The sequence below is a fragment of the Chitinophaga japonensis genome (assembly GCF_007830125.1).
Classification (GTDB): domain Bacteria; phylum Bacteroidota; class Bacteroidia; order Chitinophagales; family Chitinophagaceae; genus Chitinophaga; species Chitinophaga japonensis.
In genome coordinates, this window is the sequence record NZ_VLLG01000002.1 from 120,176 (window position 1) to 141,854 (window position 21,679).

Here is a 21,679-nt window from a genome sequence, read left to right on the forward strand (position 1 = left end):
TTTTGAGTGCAAACCTAAATAATTAATAATTAATAATGAATAATTAATAGACGGAACACTGGTGCTGCAGCGCAACACCGGCGTTACGGGTATTATTAATTCTTAATTATTCATTATTAATTATTCTCCCCGGTGGGGCTACCAGCGACAGTATCACATAACATACAAAAGCAAACGGCACGGCTGCATAGTGCAGCAGCGGTATGCTGATAATGGCCAGCAGCAGCAACAACAGGCGGGGCCAGTTCTCCGCCAGGCCCAGGCTTTTGAACTTCAGGCTGATCATGGGTATCTCCGCTACCATCAGGTAACAGAGCAGGCCAATAATGATGTACAACAGCCAGATATTCTGTAGCCAGTGCGCCAGGTTAAAGGAATTGTAGAGCATGATCAGCGGGAAGGAAGCCACCAGCAGCCCTACTGCGGGCGTAGGCACGCCAATGAAAAAATGGGACTGCCGGGTATCCAGGTTAAACCTGGCCAGGCGGTAGGCGGCAAAGCAGGGCAGCAGCAGGGCCGGGGCCAGGTTGAAATAAGACACGTCAAATACATCGGGCTGCTGCATATAAGCGCTGCGCAACAGGCGAAACAGGATCATGCCGGGCACCACGCCAAAGCTCACTACATCCGCCAGGGAATCCAGTTCCTTGCCCATAGGCGATTGTATGCCCAGCCAGCGGGCCACCAGGCCGTCGAAAAAATCCAGCACCCCGGCCAGCACCACCATGCCGGAAGCCCAGTATACCGGCGCCGGGTTGGTTACCGTATAATCGATACCGTTAAACGTTGCTATATACTGCGGCGTATATAAAATGAAGATGATAGCAAGCGCACCACAAAAAAGGTTTCCCAGGGTAAGAACGTTCGAAAGTTGCTTCAATGCCTACATTTTTTTTGCAATATACACACATCCGCTCACCATTCAGGTGCTTTTAGGACTATTTCTTCATCAAGGTTTCAATCTCATCCGCGGTGATGGGTATATTTTTCATCAGGTCCGTATTGGCATTGGCGCCTATCCAGATGTTGTTCTCAATACGGATGCCCATCTGCTCTTCTTCAATGTAAATACCCGGTTCTACCGTCAGCACTGCGCCTTCCGGTATAGGCTGCTGGAAAGAGGGCCCCAGGTCATGCACATCCACACCCAGGTAATGGGAAATACCATGGTACAGGTATTTGCGGTAGGCAGGATTGTCGGGGTCCTGGTTGTTGATATCTCCTTCCGTGAGCAATCCCAACTGCACGAACTGCCTCCCGGCTTCCACGCCCATTTTTTCATGGTAAGCGGCAATGGTAATGCCGGGCTTCAGTATGGATTTGGCATAGTTGTGCAGGTGAAGGCAGGCATCGTACACCTGGCGCTGGCGGGGAGTGAACTTTCCGCTCACCGGCACGGTGCGGGTCAGGTCTGCATTATATCCGCCGTAAGCAGCGCCAAAGTCCATGAGTATCAGTTCTCCTGCTTTACATTCCTGGTTATTGGCAATATAATGGAGAATACGCGCCCGGTCGCCGCTGGCGATGATGGAGCTGTATGCCTCGCCGGTAGCGCGGTTGCGCAGGAACTCATGCAGTATTTCGGCATGTATCTCGTACTCCCATACGCCGGGACGGATAAAACCAAGCAGGCGGCGGAAGGCCTTTTCCGTGATATCCATGGCCTGCTGCATCACTTTAATTTCTTCCGGTGTTTTTACCACGCGCAGCTCCTTTACCAGTTTGGCGGCGCGCAGGTAATGATGGAGCGGGTATCGGGCCTGCATTTCAGCGGCGTAGCGGTAGTCGCGCACCGGCACCAGGCTGGCCTTGCGGTTGTTCTCGTTGGTATTCAGGTAGATATTGTCTGCTTCATGAATCCATTGCTGCAGGGCGGCATCCAGGCTGTCGAGCCAGATGATGGTAGCAATGCCGGAAATGGCCTGTGCTTCTGCCTTGCGCAGGCGGCGGCCATCCCACTTTTCCTTCAGCTCATTGGGGCGTACCAGCACCAGCACTTCCCGGTATTTGGGGTCGGGATTGTCCGGGTACAGTACCAGCATGGTATCTTCCTGCTCAATACCGGTGAGCCAGTAGAGGTCCGAGTTTTGTTTGAAAGGATATAAAGCGTCGCCATTGGAGGGCAGTTCATCATTTGAATTAAAGATGGCGATGGAATGCGGTTGCATTTTGGCCATAAAGCGCTGACGGTTCCTGGTAAAAAGCTGCGGGTCCAGTGGCAGATACTTCATCTGTAAACATTTTAAAGTTTCAAAAACGGGATCAAAGCTACACTTTTTTTAGCCGGGCCTGCAGCGGCAGCTAAACCATTAAAATTTCATTAGCATGTAATCGAATCCCTTTAAATATTTTCAACATAAAAGCCACTTTACAGTCAAATTTTCTAAATTTACATGGAACAACACCTATGAAATTAGATGAAATCAAAAATTACCTAGTTTTGCTGGTACACCAAAACAATCTTGCTGTATGCAAATAAGCAGCATTAGAAACCCGGTAGCTGAGCTTCGGGAGTTAGGTATTGCCAACACAACTGACACTTATTACCAACTTTCACCCAGCCAATTAGTGGCCCAGACCTTAGCCCGGCGGCAAGGTGTGCTAGCCGATAGCGGCGCGCTGGCAGTACACACCGGGGAATTTACCGGCCGCAGCCCCAAAGACAAATTCATTGTACAGGACGAAAACACCGCCAACACTGTTAACTGGAACGATTTTAACATTCCCATCGCCCCGGCGTATTTTGACAAGCTGTACGGCAGGATTACCCGGTATTTTGCAGGAAAAGAAGTATGGGTACGGGACTGCTATGCCTGCGCGGCGCCAGAGCATCGCACCAGCATACGGGTGATCACGGAAACACCCTGGGCCAACCTGTTTGCCTACAACATGCTCCTGCGCCCCCACGAGGAAGAACTGGAGTACCTGCATACGGACTGGACCGTTATACAGGCCCCGGGCTGCCTGGCCGATCCGGCCACGGACGGCACCCGGCAGCATAACTTCTCCGTGGTGAACTTTACGAAGAAAATAATATTGATCGGCGGCTCTGCCTACACCGGCGAGATCAAGAAAGGTATTTTTACTATCCTGAACTACGAGCTGCCGCATTATAAAGGCGTACTGAGCATGCACTGCTCCGCCAACCAGGGACAAGACGGCGATACGGCTGTTTTCTTCGGGCTGAGCGGCACCGGCAAAACCACTTTGAGCGCCGACCCGGCGCGCAAGCTGATCGGCGATGATGAGCATGGATGGTCTGCCGGCAGCATATTTAACTTCGAGGGAGGCTGCTATGCCAAATGTATAGACCTGAGCGAGGAAAAGGAGCCGCAGATCTACCGGGCGGTAAGGTCCGGCGCCCTGCTGGAGAACATCAAATTCTTCCCCGGTACGCAGCAGGTGAACTATGCCGACAAAAGCATTACGGAAAACACCCGCGTTTCCTACCCGCTGCATTATATAGATAATGCCATGGAACCATCCATTGGAGGTATCCCTAAGAACATTTTCTTTTTAACCTGTGATGCCTATGGCGTGCTGCCCCCCATTTCCCGGCTTACGCCGGCACAGGCCATGTACCAGTTCATTTCCGGCTATACGGCCCGGGTGGCAGGCACGGAAACAGGCATCACGGAACCAAAATCTACTTTCAGCGCCTGTTTCGGCGCGCCCTTCCTGCCGCTGCACCCTGTGCAGTACGCCCGCATGCTGGGTGAAAAAATGCGGCAGCACCAGGTAAATGTATGGCTGGTGAACACGGGATGGACCGGCGGCGCTTATGGCACCGGCCAGCGTATCAAACTAGGCTATACCCGGGCGATGATCAGCGCTGCCCTGGATGGCGAGCTGGACAGGCTGGCCTACATGGAGCATAACATCTTCGGCTTTGCCGTTCCCGAGCTGTGCCCCGGCGTACCGGCGGATATACTGGACCCGCGGAGTACCTGGGAGGACAAGGCCGCTTATGACCGGCAGGCCGGTAACCTGGCCGCGCAGTTTGTGCAGAACTTCAGCAAGTACGCCGCACAAACACCGGCAGAGATACTGGCCGCCGCGCCAAAGATGTTGTAACATAACTGTTATAACAACTAAAAAAAATTTGTATAAAATTTAACTTTTACGAAAAAGTGCCTATATTGTAGGCCTTGTGCTTTTATAATTTCCACTAAACCATCAACTGTAAGTTCCACCAGCGCGCCTTCAGCCGCCAACGCAAAACAAGTTCCAGTAAATTTATCCTGTAGGGATAGTACACGGGAACTTGTTTTGCGGGACTTACCCGCCCTGACCCCCTCCCCCTTCGGAATTATTAAGAATGAATAATTAATAGGCATTACATCAGGTGTTTCGCTGAAAGACTTGTGCTACGGATATTATTAATTATTCATTCTTAATTATTAATTACTTTTGCGCATGCAAATTTTAGACGGGAAACTTGTTTCAGCGGCTATAAAAGCCCAACTGGCCGAGAAAGTGGCCGAACTAAAGCTCACCGGAAAAAAAATCCCTCACCTGGCAGCCATCCTGGTTGGCGATAATCCGGCAAGTGAAACGTACGTGGCATCCAAAGTAAAATCCTGCGCGGAAATAGGGTATAACAGCACTTTGCTGCGCTTTGACGCGCAGATATCAGAAAAGCACCTGCTGGACAATATCACCCTGCTCAATGAAAACGCCGATGTGGATGGTATTCTTGTACAATTACCCTTACCCAAGCATATCAACGAAGAGCTGGTGATCAACACTATTGATCCAAGCAAGGACGTAGACGGTTTTCACCCGGTGAACGTAGGCAAGATGGTGAGCGGGCTGCCCACCTTTATCCCGGCTACGCCTTACGGTATCATGCTGATGCTGGAGCACTACAATATCCCTACCAGGGGAAAGCATGCGGTGGTAATAGGCCGCAGCCATATTGTAGGCACACCGGTGAGCATACTGCTGAGCCGTAACAGCTACCCCGGCAACAGCACGGTTACGCTTTGCCACTCGCAAACGGCCAACCTGTCCGAGCTGTGCCGGCAGGCGGATATCATTGTGGCAGCCATCGGCAGGCCCAACTTTGTAACCGCCGATATGGTGAAAGAAGGCGCGGTAGTAGTGGACGTGGGCATCAACCGGATACCGGATGCCAGTAAGAAAAGCGGGTTCCGCCTTATTGGCGACGTAAAATACGACGAGGTAGCGCCCAAATGCAGCTACATCACCCCCGTGCCGGGCGGCGTAGGCCCCATGACCATTGCAGCCCTGCTGAAGAACACGTATCATGCATCTATCGGCCAGAAGGTGAACATGAATTAGTGAAAAGTGATCACCTTTCACTTTTCACTACCTTTGCAGTATGTCAACAACCATTACCCATAGTAACGTTCAGACGGAGACCTTGCCTGTAATGGAGCGCTTCTACACCCTGCAGGGTGAAGGCTTCTACCAGGGCCAGGCCGCGTATTTTATACGCCTGGGCGGATGTGATGTTGGCTGCCACTGGTGCGATGTAAAGGATAGCTGGGATGCCGCCCGGCACCCGGTATTGCCGGTAACGGAGCTGGCTGCTGAAGCCGCGCAGCATCCGGGCCGCATTGCCGTTATCACGGGCGGTGAGCCCCTAATGCACAACCTGGACGCCCTCTGCCAGGCCCTGCACCAGCAGGGATTCCGTACCCATATTGAAACCTCCGGCTCCTCTCCCCTGAGCGGGCAATGGGACTGGATCACCCTCTCGCCCAAAAAATTCAAAGCCCCCCTCCCGGAAATATGCGCGCAGGCAAATGAGCTGAAGGTGGTGATCTTCAACAAAACGGATTTTGCCTGGGCGGAAAAATATGCCGCGCTCGCCGGCAAAGACTGCAAACTGTACCTGCAGCCGGAATGGGACCGTGCCGCAGAAATGACCCCGCTGATCATTGACTACATCAAAGCCCACCCGGAATGGCAACTCAGCCTGCAGGTACACAAGTATATCAATGTGCCCTGACAACGTGCGGATATGTCTATATCCTGATGAGGAAATAATATAATATATCTTCGCGTTAATTCATTAGCACATCAGCAGATTTGCACATCAGCACATTATTAAGCACATGATGAAATTACTATTGACCGGTTGCCTGTTATTAGGTGGTATATATGCGCAGGCACAGGCGGTGACCTATGAGAACGCTCGCAAGAAAGCACAGGCCAGCTTTGACAATGCTATTAATGCCATCCGGGAGTATAAGGATGCGGAAGCCATTCGTTACCTGCAGGAAGCGATCCGCACCGAGCCGAATTTTGCAGATGCTTACGGGCAGATGGGCATTACCTATGTGCAGATGAAAAAGTACGCGGAGGCCATTGCCAGCTTTGAAAAGCTGCAACAACTGGACAGCAGCGGCCTGCGCCCTGCGCTGCTCTCTTATTCGAGGGCGCTGGCTGGTAACGGCCGCTTTGCTGAAGCGCTGCAAATGATCAACCGGTACCTGCAGATCTCCGGCAGGAAAAACCCCAAGGCGGAGCAACAGAAAGCCAGCTACGAATTTGCTTTAAAAGCACCCTCCGGGCAGGTGCCTTTTGAGCCGCACAACCTGGGCGACCCGGTGAACACAAAAGATCCTGAATATTTCCCCAGCCTGACCATTGATGATAAGACGCTGATCTTTACCCGCAGGGTGGATGGTAAAAATGAGGACTTCTTCATTTCCCGGCGCGACAGCGCTCAATGGCAGCCCGCTGCTGATATGGGCGAGCCGGTGAACAGCGCGTTCAATGAAGGCGCCCAGCAGATATCGCAGGATGGCGAGATGCTGGTATTTACCGGTTGCGAATTTCCGAACGGCAGAGGCAGTTGCGATATTTACTACTCCCTGAAAACAAAGGACGGCTGGTCCGCCCCCAAAAATATAGGCGCCGCCGTGAATACCCGCGACTGGGAATCGCAACCCTGCCTGTCCGCAGACAAACAGACCCTGTACTTTACACGGGAAACACCGGACAACGGCGCAGACATCTTTATGAGCCAGCGGCAGCCCGACGGGCGGTGGGGAACAGCGGAAAAACTGGGGCCCAATATTAATACCCCCGGCCGCGAAACCACGCCTTTCATACATGCAGATAACCAGACGCTCTTCTTTGCCTCCAACGGGCACCCCGGCTATGGCGGCATGGACATTTTCTACAGCCGCCGGCAGCCGGACGGCGCCTGGGGTACGCCCGTCAACCTGGGCTATCCTATCAACACCATTGACGAAGACGCCAGCCTGATCGTAGCGGCGGACGGCAAAACCGCCTACTTCGCCTCCGACCGTACGGACAGCCGGGGCGCGCTGGACATTTACAGCTTTGAGCTGTACCCTGCGGCCAGGCCCCTGCCCACCTTATACGTAACAGGCTATGTATATGATGCTAAAACGCAGGAACGCCTGACTACCGACCTGGAACTGACAGACCTGGAGACCGGCTTTACCGTGGCCCGGGTGCAAAGCAGTGACAGCGGCCGGTACCTGGTGCCCCTGCCTGTAGGAAAAGCCTATGCCTTTAACGTGAACAAACGCGGCTACCTCTTCTACTCCGGTAATTTTTCATTGCCGCAGGAACAGGCCGGCGTGCCGCCTGAAAAGAACATTCCCCTGCAGCCCATTGAGGCCAATGCCGTTGTAGTGCTGCACAACATTTTCTTTGAGAGCAAACAGTACACCCTGCAACCGGCCTCCAAAACAGAGCTGGACAAGCTCGTAAAACTACTGCAGGAAAATGCCGGGCTGGTAACGGAGATCAGCGGGCATACGGACAATGTGGGCTCCGACGAGGATAACTTACTGCTGTCCACCAACCGCGCCAAAGCCGTGGTGGCCTATCTTACCGAACATGGCATTGCAGCAGACCGCCTGCGCGCCAAAGGCTATGGAGAAACCAGGCCGGTGGCAGATAACGATACGGAAGAAGGCCGTGCAAAGAACAGGCGAACGGAGTTCAAGGTGGTAGGGCTTTGATCAGTAGGTTTCCAGTTTCCCCTGCAGCAACGTATCCTGCTGCTGTACCGGCAGGTTGTACCGGAAGTTGAGCAATGCGCCCAGCCAGTCGCCGTACATGGCATTGGGCAGTACAATAAAGCGGCGCCCGAAAGCTGTAGCCGTCTTGTCCGTAGCCTGTTCCCTTGCCGCATAAGGCTGTTTGTCGAAGATATCTGAAAAATCGCCCAGGTTATCTCCCAGCAGCAGGAGGATATCATGCGTTTGCAATACCTGCTGCCGCCGGGGCTCTTTGCCGGAGCTGACGGTCTTCAGCAGCAGGTGCTGTGCGTCCGCATCCGGGAATCCCCATCGCCGCAGGTTCTGCAGCGTGCCTTCCCGCTCCGCTTCCGCACGGTTGGTAATATAGAACACCCGCACCCCCCTGGATGCCGCATACCGTAGAAAAGACAATGCACCGGGCACCGTATCGCAGGCTGCTTGGGCGGTCCAGCGCTGCCAGGCGCTGTCGCTGTACGCACGGCCGGCCAATGCGGTGTGCACGGTAAAGGGACCGTTATCCAGGATGGTTTCGTCAATATCCGTTACAATAGCAGGAGGTTTTGCCCTGTCCTGCTGCAGGTACTGGTCCAGTCGCAGGGCGGCCGTGTTATACGCCTGGAAGCATAATGCCTTGTATTCCGCCGCGCGTTGCTGCCACAATGCACCCCATGCGGGGCCGTAAGGCAGCAGGGAAGCGGGAGCAGTAGCTGCTTTTTGCGGCAGCGGCCGGGGAGTGCTGCATGCCATTAACACGGTGATTATCACGGCAATGCCTGTTTGTTGTTTACGCATGCTTGTGGAAAAGAAAATTTTTAAGGCCAAAGGGAAAGTAGTATTTTAGGATAAATTTAGGACATCCATGTTTGCGCCTACTGAATTATTTTACCAGATAGCCCTGACGCAAATTCCACAGATCGGCGACGTGCTCGCCAAAAAATTAGCAGATCATTTTGGTAACGCCAGTAACATTTTCAGCGCCCTGCAACGGGAGTTGGAAAAGATACCGGAAATAGGCGCTGTAAGAGCCGCCGCCATCAAGCAGTTCCGGGATTTTGACCGCGTGGAGGCGGAGATCCGCTTCATTGAAAAATACAACATACAGCCCGTTTTTTACGGGCACCCCGCCTACCCGCAAAAGCTGCGGGACTGCTATGACAGCCCTTTGCTGCTGTACTTTAAAGGCAATGCCCCGCTCCATACCTCCCGGGTGCTCAGCATTGTAGGCACCCGTACGCCGGGCAGCTATGGCCGGGACATATGCGAGCAGATCGTGGCCGGGCTGACCGGGCACCATGTAACCATCGTCAGCGGCATGGCCTACGGTATAGATATCATTGCCCACAAAGCCGCACTGCAACACGGCATACCCACTGTTGGCGTACTGGCCCACGGGCTGGACCGTATTTACCCGGCCGCGCATAAAAGCACCGCCACCGCCATGCTGGAAAACGGCGGCCTGCTCACCGACTTTATCAGCGGCACCGCGCCGGACAAACAGAACTTTCCCAAACGCAACCGCATCGTAGCCGGCATCAGCGACGCTACCCTGGTCATAGAAAGCGGCCTGCAGGGCGGCTCCCTGATCACCGCCGCCATTGCCAACAGCTATAACCGCGATGTGCTGGCCGTTCCCGGCCGTGTTGGCGATCCACATGCCGATGGCTGTCATCACCTGATCAAAACCCACCGCGCCGCCCTCGTTACCAGTGCGGCGGACATACTGGAGCTCATGGGCTGGCAGCCTGCCGCCCCGGCGCCCTCCGTACGCCAGCGGGCGATGTTCGTTCCCCTGGACCCGGAAGAACAGGAGGTGGTGGCCTTTTTCGAGGAAAACCCCGAGCGGCATTTTGACGACCTGTCCCGCCACTGCCGCCTGCCGGGCAGCATGCTGAACGCCGTGCTGCTCAAGCTGGAGATGTATAGCCTGGTAAAAAGCATGCCGGGGCAGCGGTATAGATTAATATGCTAAGCAGGGCAATACCCCAAAACACGTTTTTCTAATTCCGTAAATAGCCGTACATTTGCGTGCAATTATTTTTAAACAGCACAAATAATTGCAACATGCCTGCGGGAAAAACCAAACCGAAGTTTGTAGATGACGGCCTAACATTTGACGATGTACTCCTGGTTCCGGCCTATTCTGAAGTATTGCCGAAAGAAGTAAATATCTCCACCCAACTTACCAAGCAATTAAAGCTGAACATCCCGATGGTGTCCGCCGCTATGGATACGGTGACGGAAGCCAACCTGGCAATTGCCCTGGCAAGGGAGGGCGGTATCGGCATACTGCACAAGAATATGAGCATAGAAAAGCAGGCAGAGCAAGTGCGCCGCGTAAAACGCAGCGAGAACGGCCTGATACTGGACCCTGTTACCCTGCACGCCAATGCCACCATTGGACAGGCTTTGCAGTTGATGAAAGAGAACGGCATCGGCGGCATTCCCATTGTAGATGAGCAGAAGAAACTGGTAGGCATCCTCACCAACCGCGACCTCCGCTTTGAAAGGAACGCCAAACGCCTGGTAAGCGAGGTAATGACCAAAGACAACCTGGTAACCGCTCCCGAAGGCACCGACCTGAAAAAAGCAGAAAAAATACTCCAGCAATACAAGATCGAAAAGCTGCCGGTAGTCAGCAAGCAGGGTAAGCTGGTAGGGCTGATCACCTACCGCGACATCCTGCAGTTGACCAGCTATCCCAATGCTATTAAAGACGAATACGGCCGCCTGCTGGTAGGCGCCGCCCTGGGTATCACTCCCGACGTGCAGGACCGGGCGCAGGCCCTCATACAGGTAGGTGTGGACGTAGTTTGCCTGGACAGCTCCCATGGCCATGCCATTGCCGTGCTGAACACCCTGAAGAAACTGAAAAAAGCATTCCCCAAGCTGCAGGTCATTGCCGGTAACGTAGCTACCGGCGAAGGCGCCAAAGCCCTCGTGGATGCCGGCGCGGATGCGGTAAAAGTAGGGGTGGGCCCCGGCTCCATCTGCACCACCCGCGTGGTAACGGGCGCAGGCTTTCCGCAGCTCTCCGCCATCATGAATGCTGCCGGAGCGATCAAAAAGTACGGCGTACCGGTGATAGCCGACGGTGGTATCCGCTATACCGGCGATATGGTAAAAGCCCTGGCCGCAGGCGCTTCCTGCATCATGGCCGGTTCCATATTTGCCGGCGTGGAAGAAAGCCCCGGAGAGACCATTATTTACGAAGGCCGTAAATTCAAATCCTATCGCGGCATGGGCTCCGTAGAAGCTATGCTGGAAGGCAGCAAGGACCGTTACTTCCAGGAAGAGGACGATATCAAGAAACTGGTGCCGGAAGGCATCGTAGGCCGGGTTCCCTACAAAGGCACCCTGTCTGAAGTGATCGCGCAATTTGTAGGCGGCCTGCGCGCAGGCATGGGGCTTACCGGCTCCAAAGATGTGAAGGCCCTGCAGGCAGCGCAGTTCATCAAGATCACTGCGGCTACCGTGAAGGAGAATCACCCGCACGATGTGGTGATCACCAAGGAAGCGCCGAACTACAGCCGTTAACCAAAGGCTGAAAAAAACCTGAGAAATGTTCATGCTAAATAGAGAAAAAGGGCCGGGAATTTTTTCCCGGCCTTTTTTATGCGCATGGCGCCACCGGCATAAGCGGCAGATACCGGCCGGTGATCGATTTTTCATGTACCGTTAACATCAATACCTTATTTTTGACCACTATTGCATAATATATGGCTAACCGTAGTACCCAACGCATTCTTCCCTGGCTGTTAGGCCTGCTCAGCGGCTTACTGTTGTGGGCGGCATGGCCTACTTCTCCGCTTACGCTGCTCATTTTCATCGCCTTTATACCGCTGCTGCGCCTTACCGACCTGGTACAGCACCGGGGCGTATATTTCGGCTGCGTATTCCTGGCCATGCTGGTATGGAACGTGGGCACTACCTGGTGGGTGGGCAATACGCCGGTACCCATAAGCGGCGTACTGGCCAATGTAACCAATGCCCTGATCATGACCGTGCCCTGGCTGGGGTTCAAGAACAGCCGCAAACGCCTGGGCAACCGTGGCAGCTACTTTGCGCTGATCGTATATTGGTTAACGTTTGAATACATCCACCTGAACTGGGAACTGAGCTGGCCCTGGCTGAACCTCGGCAATGTATTTGCCATGCACCCGGAATGGATACAGTGGTATGAATACACCGGCGGCAGCGGCGGCGCCCTGTGGGTGCTGGGCGGTAATATTGCCCTGTACGCCTGCTGGCAGCACCGCGGGGATTATAAGGTGCCCTTTAGCACTTTTCTCTGGAAAGAAGCCTGGAAACCCGCCCTGGTGATCCTCCTCCCTTTCCTGGTCAGCACGATCGTAGCCGTGGGCATGGGCATGCAGGTATCCCGCTCGTCAAAGGCCAGCCCGCTGCCCATCGTGGTGGTACAGCCCAATATAGACCCCTATGACAAGTTTGCCAGCGATGCGGAAGGCCCACAGCTACAAAAGTTCCTGGCGCTGACCCGGCAACAGGCGGACAGCAACACCGCTTATATTGTTTGGCCGGAAACCGCGCTGTTCCCACACGGCGCCTGGGAGCATAACCTGAATGAGCAGTTGGCCGTACAAAAAGTGCGCGAGCTGCTGCGGCAATATCCCAAAGCCAGGCTGATCACCGGCGCCACCACGCTTAAATACTACAAGGACAAGGAAGAAGCGCCTTACTCCGCCCGGCCTATGGAGAACGGCGGGTATTTTGACGCTTTTAACTCCGCCCTGCAGATAGACACCTCCCGCACCATACAGGTATATCATAAATCCAGGCTGGTGCCAGGGGTGGAACTGGTGCCCTACTCCCGCTACCTCCGCTTTATGGAAAGCTGGGCGCTGGACATGGGCGGCATTACCGGCAGCTATGGGCGCACGCCGGGGGCGGAAGTGCTGGAAAACACCGCACAACACATAAAGGCATTTCCCACTATCTGTTATGAATCTATTTACGGCGAGTTTGTGGCCCAACATGTACGGCTGGGCGCCAACCTGCTGTTTATTATCACCAATGATGGCTGGTGGGGCCGCACCGAAGGGCACCGGCAGCACCTGCAGTACGCGCGGCTGCGCGCCATTGAAACCCGGCGCTGGATAGCCCGCAGCGCCAATACCGGCATTTCCTGCTTCATTACCCCTGCGGGGAAACTGCAGCAGCCCCAGCCCTACTGGGAAGAAGCCGTTATAAAGGGAAATGTAACACCTGGGTATACTTTTACGTTCTATGTGAGGTACGGCGACCTGCTTTCCAAGGGAGCGCTGATATTTTGTATATTGTTGATTGTTTACACGATTGTTTTACGCTTCACTAACAGGAAAGCATATGTGGAAAGAAGTTAACGATCAGAACGCGATCGGCGCGTACCAGGTAAACGGCGAAGGCGCCCCGCTGCTGCTCATCCACGGGTTCCCGGAAAACGGCGCTATTTGGGAGCATCAGCAAAACAAGCTGCAGGAGCGCTACCGTGTTATTACGCCCGACCTGCCCGGCAGCGGCAACTCGCCGCTCACTTACCCCCTGAGTATAGAAAGCATGGCGGATTTCGTACATGCCATAGTGTTAGCAGAAGGTATTGACAAGGTGGTAATAGCAGGCCATTCCATGGGTGGCTATGTGGCACTGGCTTTTGCGGAAAAATACCCGCACCTGCTGCAGGGACTGGGGCTGGTGCATTCCACTGCCGCTGCAGACACCGAGGAAAAAAAGGAAGCGCGCCGCAAGTCCATCAAACTGATGGAACAATATGGCGCGGAAGCTTTCATACGGCAGGCGGTGCCGGGCATGTTCAGCCCCGCCACCAAAAGCAGCCAGCCGGCGCTGGTAGATGCCCTGGTACAAATGGGCATGCAATGCCGGGTAGAAGCATTGCTGGCTTACTACGAAGCCATGCTGCGCCGCCCGGACCGGAAAGCAGTGCTGGAGAAAGCAGGGGTGCCGGTGCTGTTCATCATCGGGAAAGATGATACGGCCGTACCCATTGACAGCGTGCTGCCGCAGGTAACACTGCCGCGCCGCAGCAGCATCCACATTTTTGAGGATACCGGGCATATGGGCATGTGGGAAACAGCGGAAGCAAGTACCCTGGCGCTGCAGCAATTCATGGATTTTTGCCAGTTATAATATAATAGCCGTAGTAACGGCTACGCACCCAATAACCTAACCTTATTTGACACAAGTGAAACGTCTTTCTCTCCTGATAATATGCCTTGCCTGTGTATCTATTGCGCAGGCTTCCCATATTATAGGCGGGGAAATGTACTACGAATACCTGGGACCTGCTGGTACAGGTATGCACCAGTACCGGATCACCCTCAAGCTGTTCCGCGTGTGCGAGCATGGCGGCAATATCGCAGAAATGCCGCCCAGCGTATATTTTGCCGTTTTCAGCAAGGATAACGGCAGCCGGACCGACCTGCAACAGTTTCCGCGGAGCGGCCCTGTGCAGATCGTCACCTCCGGGCAGGTGGACCCCTGTATTGTAAACCCACCGCAGATATGTTTCGAGATCGGCATTTATGAAGGCACGATCACCGTACCTGAAAACGACCAGGGGTACACCGTAGCCTTCCAGAGCTGCTGCCGCGATAATTTTATAGAGAACATTATAGATACCCGCGTACCCGGCGATCCTAACAACCCCGGCAACGGCGCCACCTATTATACAGAGCTGCCGGGCCGCAATAACGGTATTCTCGGCAATTCCAGCCCCGTGTTTACCAACGACCAGGCCGTGGTGGTTTGCGCAGGTAAAAAATTCACGTATGATTTCTCTGCTACCGACCCGGACGGGGATCGCCTGGAATACTACTTCTGCGAGGCTTACGGAGGGGGGCAAACCACTGACCAGACGGGCATTCCCCCTGCGGCAGTAGGACCGCCGTATTCCAGTGTGCCGTATCAAACACCCTACTCCGGCAGCAGCCCCCTGGGCGCCGATGCCACCATCGATCCGCAAACCGGGGTCATCTCCGGCATAGCGCCGCCGGCCGGCAAGTACGTGATCACCGTATGCGTGCGCGAGTACCGGGGTAATCAACTGATCGGCGTGCACCGCAAGGACTTTCACGTGACCGTAACTACCTGCACCCGGCTGGTAACGGCTTCCATGCCGGACAAATATGCTGACTGCGACGGCTATACGATCAACTTCGTCAACAACAGCACGCCGGGCAAAACCTATTACTGGGATTTTGGCGATGGTACGGACTCCACTACCACCAGCCTGGACCCGCTGCAGCATACCTATACGCAGGATGGCGTATATACGGTGACGCTGTACGTGGACCGGAATAGCAGTTGCGGCGACAGCGCTACCGCCACGGTATATGTATTTCCCATGCTGCGGCCGGACTTTGACTACAGCGGCCTGTGCACCACCCGGCCCACGCAGTTCCGCAACACTTCCACCACCAGCAGCGGCAGTGATGCGATCAATTATTACCGCTGGGATTTTGGCAATACCGCCGCCACGGACGATACCTCGCTGCTGAACAGCCCAACCTATCAATACACCACGCCCGGCGTATATGATGTGCAATTATTAATACGCACCAGCCAGGGCTGCGAGCGCACCATTCATGACTCCATTACCATTTATGACAGACCGCCGCTGACCACCACCAGCGATACCGCGCTTTGTCACCAGGACCGGCTGCAACTAAGCGCATCCAGCATTGTGAACGGCACCTATGCCTGGACCCCCAATAACTATTTCATTACCGGGGCCAATACGGCCACGCCCATAGTAGACCCTCCGCAGGATACGGCCTATACCGTTACGTTTACCGATGCCACCGGCTGCGTGAACAGCCAGCGGATAGCTATAGATATAAAAGATACTTTGCGGGTATACGGACCGCCGGACAGTACGGTATGTACCGGAGATGAGCTGTACCTGCAGGCAACAGCCGACGGGCCTTACGCATTTGCCTGGTGGAACCTGGCCACCAATACAGTGGTCAGCAACAACCCGGACGCTTACATAACACCCCCTGCCCCGGCAGCCTCCTATGCCGTGGAGGTAACGCTGGGCTCCTGCAGCTCACGGGACACCATCAATTACAGGGTGGTAGACCCGCCTGCCGCCTATGCCGGCGAGGATACCACCATCTGTTACGGCGACCAGGTGAACCTGCAGGCCAGCGGCGGCTCCTCCTACCAGTGGACGCCTGCCTCGCTGGTGACCTTCCCCACCCGCTCCGTAACCGCCGCCCGGCCCACGGACACCACCGATTTTATTGTAACGGTCACCGATGTACTGGGCTGTCCCAAAGCCGTGAACGACACGGTGCGCATCAATGTAGTACCACCGGTGCCCGCCTTTGCAGGCAACGATACCATCCTGATCAAGGACCAGCCTTTCCAGTTGCATGCTACCGGCGGCACGCGCTATGAGTGGACGCCTGTAGACGGGTTGAGCGATCCGGCCATTGACACCCCCTGGACCTTCATTAACCGCGACTTCACCTATACCGTAACAGTGTATACCGCGGAAGGCTGCTTTGCATCGGACGATATACACCTGCGGTTCATTACCGGTCCCGAAATATACATCCCTACCGGGTTTTCGCCCAACGGAGACGGGCTGAACGATGTTTTCCGGCCGCTGCCCGTGGGCATTGTGCAGATGGACTTTTTCCGCGTATTTGACCGCTGGGGCAAAATGATGTACAGCAACGTGGAGTATATGAAAGGCTGGGACGGCACCTTCCAGGGACGCCCCGCCGCCATCGGCACTTATGTGTGGGTAGTGCAGGGCAAGGACATTCATGGCAACACCCTGCTGCGGAAAGGCACCGTTACCCTGGTGCGCTGATCCACTTACAGGCAATCGGCTACCAGTTATCAACTTCATTTCAGGAAGTGCGGGAATTTTAGTAAATTCAGAGAGGTATATGCCAGCATCCCCTAGCAAATCACATGAGCAAACTACTTCTCCTCACCATTTGCTGCTGTCTGATCCACGTTATAGCAGTTGCCTACCACATTATTGGGGGAGAGATCTATTACCAGACCGTAGGCTATAACGCCATCAGCGGGCAATACCGCTACCTGGTCACACTGAAGCTGTACCGGGATGCGGACTTTACCTGCGGGGACCGGCAGGGCTGCCTGGACCGCTTTGAGAACCCGGTGCCCATTAACATCTATACTGCGGACGGCATGCGCACCACCCCCTCTATACTGTTGTACATCCAGGAAACCAGGTCGCTGAGGGATACCCTAAAAAACCCCTGCCTGGCGCCGCAAACCCAGCACCTGGCCGTAGCGTTTTACCGCGACACGGTAGACCTGGCCCCGCGTTACGGCGGGTACTATATTGCCTACCAGCGCTGCTGCCGCGGCGAAAAGCTGGCCAACATCTACAGCTCCGAGCAGGAAGGCAGCACTTATTACACCGTGATCCCCGGCACGGAAAGCCGGCCTAATAATAACAGCGCTTATTTCAGCAAGGATGTAGGGATCGTGATCTGCGCCGATTTCCCTTTCCGGTATGATTACGCCGCTACGGACCCGGATGGCGACAGCCTGACCTACAGCCTGTGCAGCGCCCTGACAGGCGGCAGCGCCCGCAATGAGAGCAATGCCACTACGCCACCGCCTTATGACGACCTGGTGCGGTACATCCCTCCCTACTCCGGCGCCAATCCCATGGGCGGCTCGCCGCAGATCACGATTGACAGCCATGGCATGCTGACCGGTACGCCTAACCGGCCCGGTAAGTTTGTGGTATCCGTATGCGTAAGCGAATACGACCGGGTGACCGGGCGGCTCCTGGGCACCCATCACAAGGATATCCTGCTAACGGTATTTAGCTGCAAAACAACGGTAAGGGCCAACCTCCCCGATGTATTGAACAATTGCACCGATACCGCGGACCTCCGCGTGGCCATTCCCAATTTCAGCAATGCCGGCTTCACCTCCTCCTATTACTGGAGCTTCAGCGATGGTACGGACACCACTACGTATGATAAAGCCATTTTCTACCACCAGTTTCCCGATACCGGCCGCTACACCGTAAAGCTGGTGGTAAACCGCGGATTGCCCTGCGTGGACAGCAGCACCGGCATTATCAACAATTACCCGGGGCTGCGGGTGGGCTTTACAGTGGACGGGCTGTGCCGGGAACGGCCGGTTGTTTTTGAAGATACCTCCTCTTATGTATACGGGCAGATCACCAGCCGGCACTGGGACCTGGGGCTGCCCAACCTCACGGCCGGCAGCCAGCGCGTAGCCCTGCAATACCCGGAGGGAGGCATGTATACCATTACGCTTACCATTGATACGGACAAGGGCTGCAACAAATCCGTCACCCAGCAGTTACGGATATACGAAGTAAAGCCCTTTGCCGGAAATGATACCATACTGGCCAGGGGCCAGCTACTGCCCCTGCAGGCCAGCGGCGGGGAATTCTATGAGTGGCAGCCCGCCCTTGGCCTCAGCAATAACGGCATTGCCAACCCGGTGGTAAACTGGCATGAGGACATACAATACCTCCTGCGGGTATCCAACTCGCAGGGATGCGTGGGCTATGATACCATTAATATAAAATACTACCTGGGCCCGGATGTTTATATACCCAACGCTTTTTCTCCCAACGGCGACGGGATGAACGACCGCTTCCGTTTCATTCCCGTAGGCTTTGTCAGCTACGACTTCTTCCGCATTTACAACCGCTGGGGAGAGGAGATACATGCTTCCATTGATTTCCGCAACGGATGGGACGGCACCATCAGGGGAAGGCCCGCTCCTGTGGATACCTACATCTGGATACTACGCGGAAAAGATCTGAACGGCCAGACCATCTTACGGAAAGGAACGGTAACTTTAGTGCGGTAATTAAAATAGGAAGTAAGAATCTTACTTCCTATTTCCTACTTCAGGTTTATCTTGCAGCATACCTTATTACTTTTTAAACTACCAAACGAATGGCTATCATACTGATCACCGGCGCAACCGCCGGCTTTGGAGCCGCCTGCGCAGAGAAATTTGCCGGCCAGGGACATGACCTGATCCTCACCGGGCGCAGGCAGGAAAGACTCACCGCATTAAAAGCAAAACTCGAACAGCAGCACGGCATCAGGGTGCTGCCCCTTGTTTTTGACGTACGCGATGAAGATGCTGTAAACACCGTGCTGGGCGGCATACCCGAGGAATGGAAAAAGGTGCGCACGCTCGTAAACAACGCCGGGCTGGCGCTAGGCTTCAGCAGCGTGGAGGAAGGCAGCACGGAGGACTGGAACACCATGCTGGATACAAATGTGAAAGGGCTGCTATACGTATCGCGCGTCGTGATCCCCTGGCTGAAGGCACAGGGCCGGGGCCACATTATCAATATCGGCTCCATAGCGGGCCGGCAGGTATATGCCAACGGAAATGTGTACTGCGCCAGTAAAGCGGCCGTGGACGCACTTTCCCAGGCCATGCGCATAGACCTGCTGCCTTACGGCATCAAGGTAACGGGCATACACCCGGGTGCGGCGGAAACAGAATTTTCCGTAGTGCGCTTTAAAGGCGATGAAGACAGGGCCAAAGGCGTATACAACGGGCTGACGCCGCTCAGCGCGGCCGACGTGGCGGATGTGATCTGCTACTGCGCCTCCCTGCCGCCGCACGTGTGCATTAACGACCTGGTGCTTACCCCCCTGCAGCAGGCCAACGCCTACTATTACCACCGGCAATAATGCCCGTATATTAAATTAACATCAACATGTGATTTTATAGGTTAAATATTTTGAATATATTTGGAAACTTTCATATATTTGGAACGACGTTAATTATTTGTTACACTTTTCATCAAGGCTATGCTAACTATCCTATAATCTATAACCATATCCCTATGCTTACTTTTGTAACAGTATTTATGTTGCGCCTGTACTATCCCAGGTGGAAAGCAGAATGGCGCTTTTACGCCGACAGATCCCGGAAAAACAACTATGGCCGCTGGGCCATGCGTAAGGACTGGGCGGACGAAAAGGGCTACTCGCTCAGCTACAGTTGATGTATGCAATGTAGAAGAAAGATTTTGGAACGGTCCCGGCTACAAAGCCGGGGCCGTTTTAGTTTTGATCATTAAGTATTAATTTTGCAGGCTTAAAAGCTATAAATAGATATGTCTTCAAAAGCAGCGCCTGATGTTGTGTTAATTGGGGCAGGCATAATGAGTGCTACGCTTGGTATGTTGCTCAAGAAACTGCAGCCGGAAATCACCATCGATATCTTTGAACGGCTGGACGTTATTGCCGGGGAAAGTTCCGATGCCTGGAATAATGCCGGCACCGGTCATTCCGCCTTTTGCGAGCTGAATTACACCCCGGAGCGCCCGGAGGGTAGTATTGATATCTCCAAGGCCGTCAAGATCGCTGAATCTTTTGAAGTATCCAAGGAATTCTGGGCTTTCCTGGTACAGGAAGGCTACATCAAATCTCCCGAAAGCTTTATCCGGCAGATCCCCCACATCAGCTTTGTATGGGGCGCTTCCAATGTAGCATACCTGAAAAAACGGCAGGAGGCGCTGAAAAGCAACCCGCTGTTCGGGGACATGGCCTACTCCGAAGACCCCTCCCTGCTGGCGCAATGGATGCCCCTGGTAATGGAAGGCCGCGACCCTGCGCAGCAGGTGGCCGCTACCCGCATGGAGGCCGGTACCGATGTGAACTTTGGCGCGCTTACCCGCGGCCTGTGCAATTACCTGCGGGAACAGGAGGGCGTAACCATCTACACCGCCCACGAAGTACGCGACATTGAGCAGGACGAGGACGGGCGCTGGAATATTACGGTAAGGAACGCCACTACCGGCATCAAACGGACCGTTACCACCAGGTTTGTATTCATAGGAGCCGGCGGCGGCTCGCTGCCCCTGCTGGAAAAATCCGGCATCCCGGAAGGCAAGGGTTTTGGCGGCTTCCCGGTGAGCGGGCAATGGCTGATCTGCAATAACCCGGAAGTGATTGAGCAACATGCGGCCAAAGTATATGGCAAAGCTGCTGTAGGCGCCCCCCCCATGTCCGTACCGCACCTGGATACCCGGGTGATCGAGGGTAAAAAGGCGCTGCTGTTTGGCCCCTACGCCGGCTTCTCCACCAAGTTCCTGAAATACGGCTCTTTCCTGGACCTGCCGTTATCCATCAAGTATTACAACATCCGCCCCATGCTGGCGGCGGGTATCGACAATATCCCCCTGACCCGCTACCTGATAGAGCAGGTGCGGCAGTCGCCCGAAGACCGCCTGGAAGCCCTGAAGGCCTATGTGCCCACCGCTAAAATGGAGGATTGGGAACTGGAAACCGCCGGGCAGCGCGTGCAGATCATTAAGAAAGATCCCGAGCACGGCGGCGTGCTGGAATTCGGCACCGAGGTAGTAAGCGCGGCAGACGGCACCATCGCGGCCCTGCTGGGCGCATCGCCCGGCGCTTCCACCGCCGTATCCATCATGCTGGACCTGCTGAAACGCTGCTTCGCCACCCAGATGGCCACCCCTGAATGGCAGGGCAAGCTGAGGGAAATGATCCCCTCCTACGGCCTGAGGCTTTCTGACAACCCCGGCCTCTGTGATGAGATCAGGACCTGGACCAACGGGGCCCTGAAGCTGGGCGTTGAGGAGATGGTGGAGGAGTAGTGCAGAATATAAAATTCCAAATCCCAAATCCCAAAATGCAGGCAGGCCA

16 protein-coding genes are annotated in these 21,679 nt (G+C 54.7%); 13 read left to right on the top strand and 3 right to left on the bottom strand.

Translation table 11 applies throughout. The annotated features are described in order from the left end of the window. Window positions 1-106: 106 nt before the first annotated feature. On the bottom strand, window positions 107-880 hold the full coding sequence (locus LX66_RS00450) for a CDP-alcohol phosphatidyltransferase family protein (RefSeq protein WP_145709920.1): 774 nt from the start codon (window positions 878-880) through the stop codon (window positions 107-109). 58 nt (window positions 881-938) lie between these two features. Continuing rightward, a complete protein-coding gene (locus tag LX66_RS00455; RefSeq protein ID WP_145709921.1) occupies window positions 939-2,231 on the bottom strand; it encodes an aminopeptidase P N-terminal domain-containing protein in 1,293 nt (430 codons plus the stop codon). A 238-nt stretch (window positions 2,232-2,469) separates the two neighbouring features. On the opposite strand from LX66_RS00455, the gene pckA reads away from it, so the two are divergent. The 4 genes from pckA to LX66_RS00475 all read left to right on the top strand — a co-directional run bounded on the left by pckA (window position 2,470) and on the right by LX66_RS00475 (window position 7,970). Continuing rightward, window positions 2,470-4,074 carry a phosphoenolpyruvate carboxykinase (ATP) gene (gene pckA, locus LX66_RS00460; protein ID WP_145709922.1) on the top strand — a complete coding sequence of 535 codons (1,605 nt, stop codon included), beginning with the start codon at window positions 2,470-2,472 and terminating at the stop codon, window positions 4,072-4,074. 342 nt (window positions 4,075-4,416) lie between these two features. Next, the gene (gene folD, locus LX66_RS00465; RefSeq protein WP_145709923.1) at window positions 4,417-5,304 is read left to right on the top strand and encodes a bifunctional methylenetetrahydrofolate dehydrogenase/methenyltetrahydrofolate cyclohydrolase FolD; all 888 of its coding nucleotides are present in this window, start codon (window positions 4,417-4,419) and stop codon (window positions 5,302-5,304) included. Between the two features lie 40 nt (window positions 5,305-5,344). Then, a complete protein-coding gene (locus tag LX66_RS00470; protein WP_145709924.1) occupies window positions 5,345-5,977 on the top strand; it encodes a 7-carboxy-7-deazaguanine synthase QueE in 633 nt (210 codons plus the stop codon). A 106-nt stretch (window positions 5,978-6,083) separates the two neighbouring features. After that, window positions 6,084-7,970, top strand: coding sequence for an OmpA family protein (locus LX66_RS00475; protein WP_145709925.1), 1,887 nt, complete (start codon window positions 6,084-6,086; stop codon window positions 7,968-7,970). Here LX66_RS00475 and LX66_RS00480 read toward each other — a convergent pair whose 3' ends face one another. Continuing rightward, complete coding sequence (locus LX66_RS00480; RefSeq protein ID WP_145709926.1) at window positions 7,971-8,783, bottom strand: 5'-nucleotidase, lipoprotein e(P4) family; 813 nt, start codon at window positions 8,781-8,783, stop codon at window positions 7,971-7,973. Between the two features lie 67 nt (window positions 8,784-8,850). On the opposite strand from LX66_RS00480, the gene dprA reads away from it, so the two are divergent. From dprA to LX66_RS00520, 9 genes are all read left to right on the top strand, one after another. Beyond that, window positions 8,851-9,960, top strand: a complete 1,110-nt coding sequence (dprA, locus tag LX66_RS00485) for a DNA-processing protein DprA (protein WP_145709927.1) — start codon at window positions 8,851-8,853, stop codon at window positions 9,958-9,960. A 92-nt stretch (window positions 9,961-10,052) separates the two neighbouring features. Beyond that, on the top strand, window positions 10,053-11,525 hold the full coding sequence (guaB, locus tag LX66_RS00490; RefSeq protein ID WP_145709928.1) for an IMP dehydrogenase: 1,473 nt from the start codon (window positions 10,053-10,055) through the stop codon (window positions 11,523-11,525). Window positions 11,526-11,707: 182 nt separating this feature from the next. Continuing rightward, window positions 11,708-13,351, top strand: coding sequence for an apolipoprotein N-acyltransferase (gene lnt, locus LX66_RS00495; RefSeq protein ID WP_145709929.1), 1,644 nt, complete (start codon window positions 11,708-11,710; stop codon window positions 13,349-13,351). Continuing rightward, window positions 13,335-14,132 carry an alpha/beta fold hydrolase gene (locus tag LX66_RS00500; protein ID WP_145709930.1) on the top strand — a complete coding sequence of 266 codons (798 nt, stop codon included), beginning with the start codon at window positions 13,335-13,337 and terminating at the stop codon, window positions 14,130-14,132. The genes lnt and LX66_RS00500 overlap by 17 nt, the downstream gene beginning before the upstream one ends. 55 nt (window positions 14,133-14,187) lie before the next feature. After that, the gene (locus tag LX66_RS00505; RefSeq protein WP_244620341.1) at window positions 14,188-16,827 is read left to right on the top strand and encodes a PKD domain-containing protein; all 2,640 of its coding nucleotides are present in this window, start codon (window positions 14,188-14,190) and stop codon (window positions 16,825-16,827) included. Between the two features lie 104 nt (window positions 16,828-16,931). Continuing rightward, entirely contained in the window at window positions 16,932-18,851 is a 1,920-nt protein-coding gene (locus LX66_RS00510) for a PKD domain-containing protein (protein ID WP_145709932.1), read from the top strand. Between the two features lie 89 nt (window positions 18,852-18,940). Next, entirely contained in the window at window positions 18,941-19,696 is a 756-nt protein-coding gene (locus tag LX66_RS00515) for an SDR family NAD(P)-dependent oxidoreductase (protein ID WP_145709933.1), read from the top strand. 155 nt (window positions 19,697-19,851) lie between these two features. After that, a complete protein-coding gene (locus tag LX66_RS28110; RefSeq protein ID WP_158642497.1) occupies window positions 19,852-20,013 on the top strand; it encodes a hypothetical protein in 162 nt (53 codons plus the stop codon). A gap of 111 nt (window positions 20,014-20,124) precedes the next feature. Further along, window positions 20,125-21,630: a malate:quinone oxidoreductase gene (locus LX66_RS00520; RefSeq protein WP_145709934.1), complete on the top strand. Its 1,506-nt coding sequence runs from the start codon at window positions 20,125-20,127 to the stop codon at window positions 21,628-21,630. Window positions 21,631-21,679: the final 49 nt, after the last annotated feature.

Bases quoted from the DNA above. Each gene is read 5' to 3' on its own strand.
- LX66_RS00455 (WP_145709921.1), bottom strand. From the start codon at position 2,231: ATGAAGTATCTGCCACTGGACCCGCAGCTTTTTACCAGGAACCGTCAG.
- pckA (WP_145709922.1), top strand. From the start codon at position 2,470: ATGCAAATAAGCAGCATTAGAAACCCGGTAGCTGAGCTTCGGGAGTTA.
- folD (WP_145709923.1), top strand. From the start codon at position 4,417: ATGCAAATTTTAGACGGGAAACTTGTTTCAGCGGCTATAAAAGCCCAA.
- LX66_RS00470 (WP_145709924.1), top strand. From the start codon at position 5,345: ATGTCAACAACCATTACCCATAGTAACGTTCAGACGGAGACCTTGCCT.
- LX66_RS00475 (WP_145709925.1), top strand. From the start codon at position 6,084: ATGATGAAATTACTATTGACCGGTTGCCTGTTATTAGGTGGTATATAT.
- LX66_RS00480 (WP_145709926.1), bottom strand. From the start codon at position 8,783: ATGCGTAAACAACAAACAGGCATTGCCGTGATAATCACCGTGTTAATG.
- dprA (WP_145709927.1), top strand. From the start codon at position 8,851: ATGTTTGCGCCTACTGAATTATTTTACCAGATAGCCCTGACGCAAATT.
- guaB (WP_145709928.1), top strand. From the start codon at position 10,053: ATGCCTGCGGGAAAAACCAAACCGAAGTTTGTAGATGACGGCCTAACA.
- lnt (WP_145709929.1), top strand. From the start codon at position 11,708: ATGGCTAACCGTAGTACCCAACGCATTCTTCCCTGGCTGTTAGGCCTG.
- LX66_RS00500 (WP_145709930.1), top strand. From the start codon at position 13,335: ATGTGGAAAGAAGTTAACGATCAGAACGCGATCGGCGCGTACCAGGTA.
- LX66_RS00510 (WP_145709932.1), top strand. From the start codon at position 16,932: ATGAGCAAACTACTTCTCCTCACCATTTGCTGCTGTCTGATCCACGTT.
- LX66_RS00515 (WP_145709933.1), top strand. From the start codon at position 18,941: ATGGCTATCATACTGATCACCGGCGCAACCGCCGGCTTTGGAGCCGCC.
- LX66_RS28110 (WP_158642497.1), top strand. From the start codon at position 19,852: ATGCTTACTTTTGTAACAGTATTTATGTTGCGCCTGTACTATCCCAGG.
- LX66_RS00520 (WP_145709934.1), top strand. From the start codon at position 20,125: ATGTCTTCAAAAGCAGCGCCTGATGTTGTGTTAATTGGGGCAGGCATA.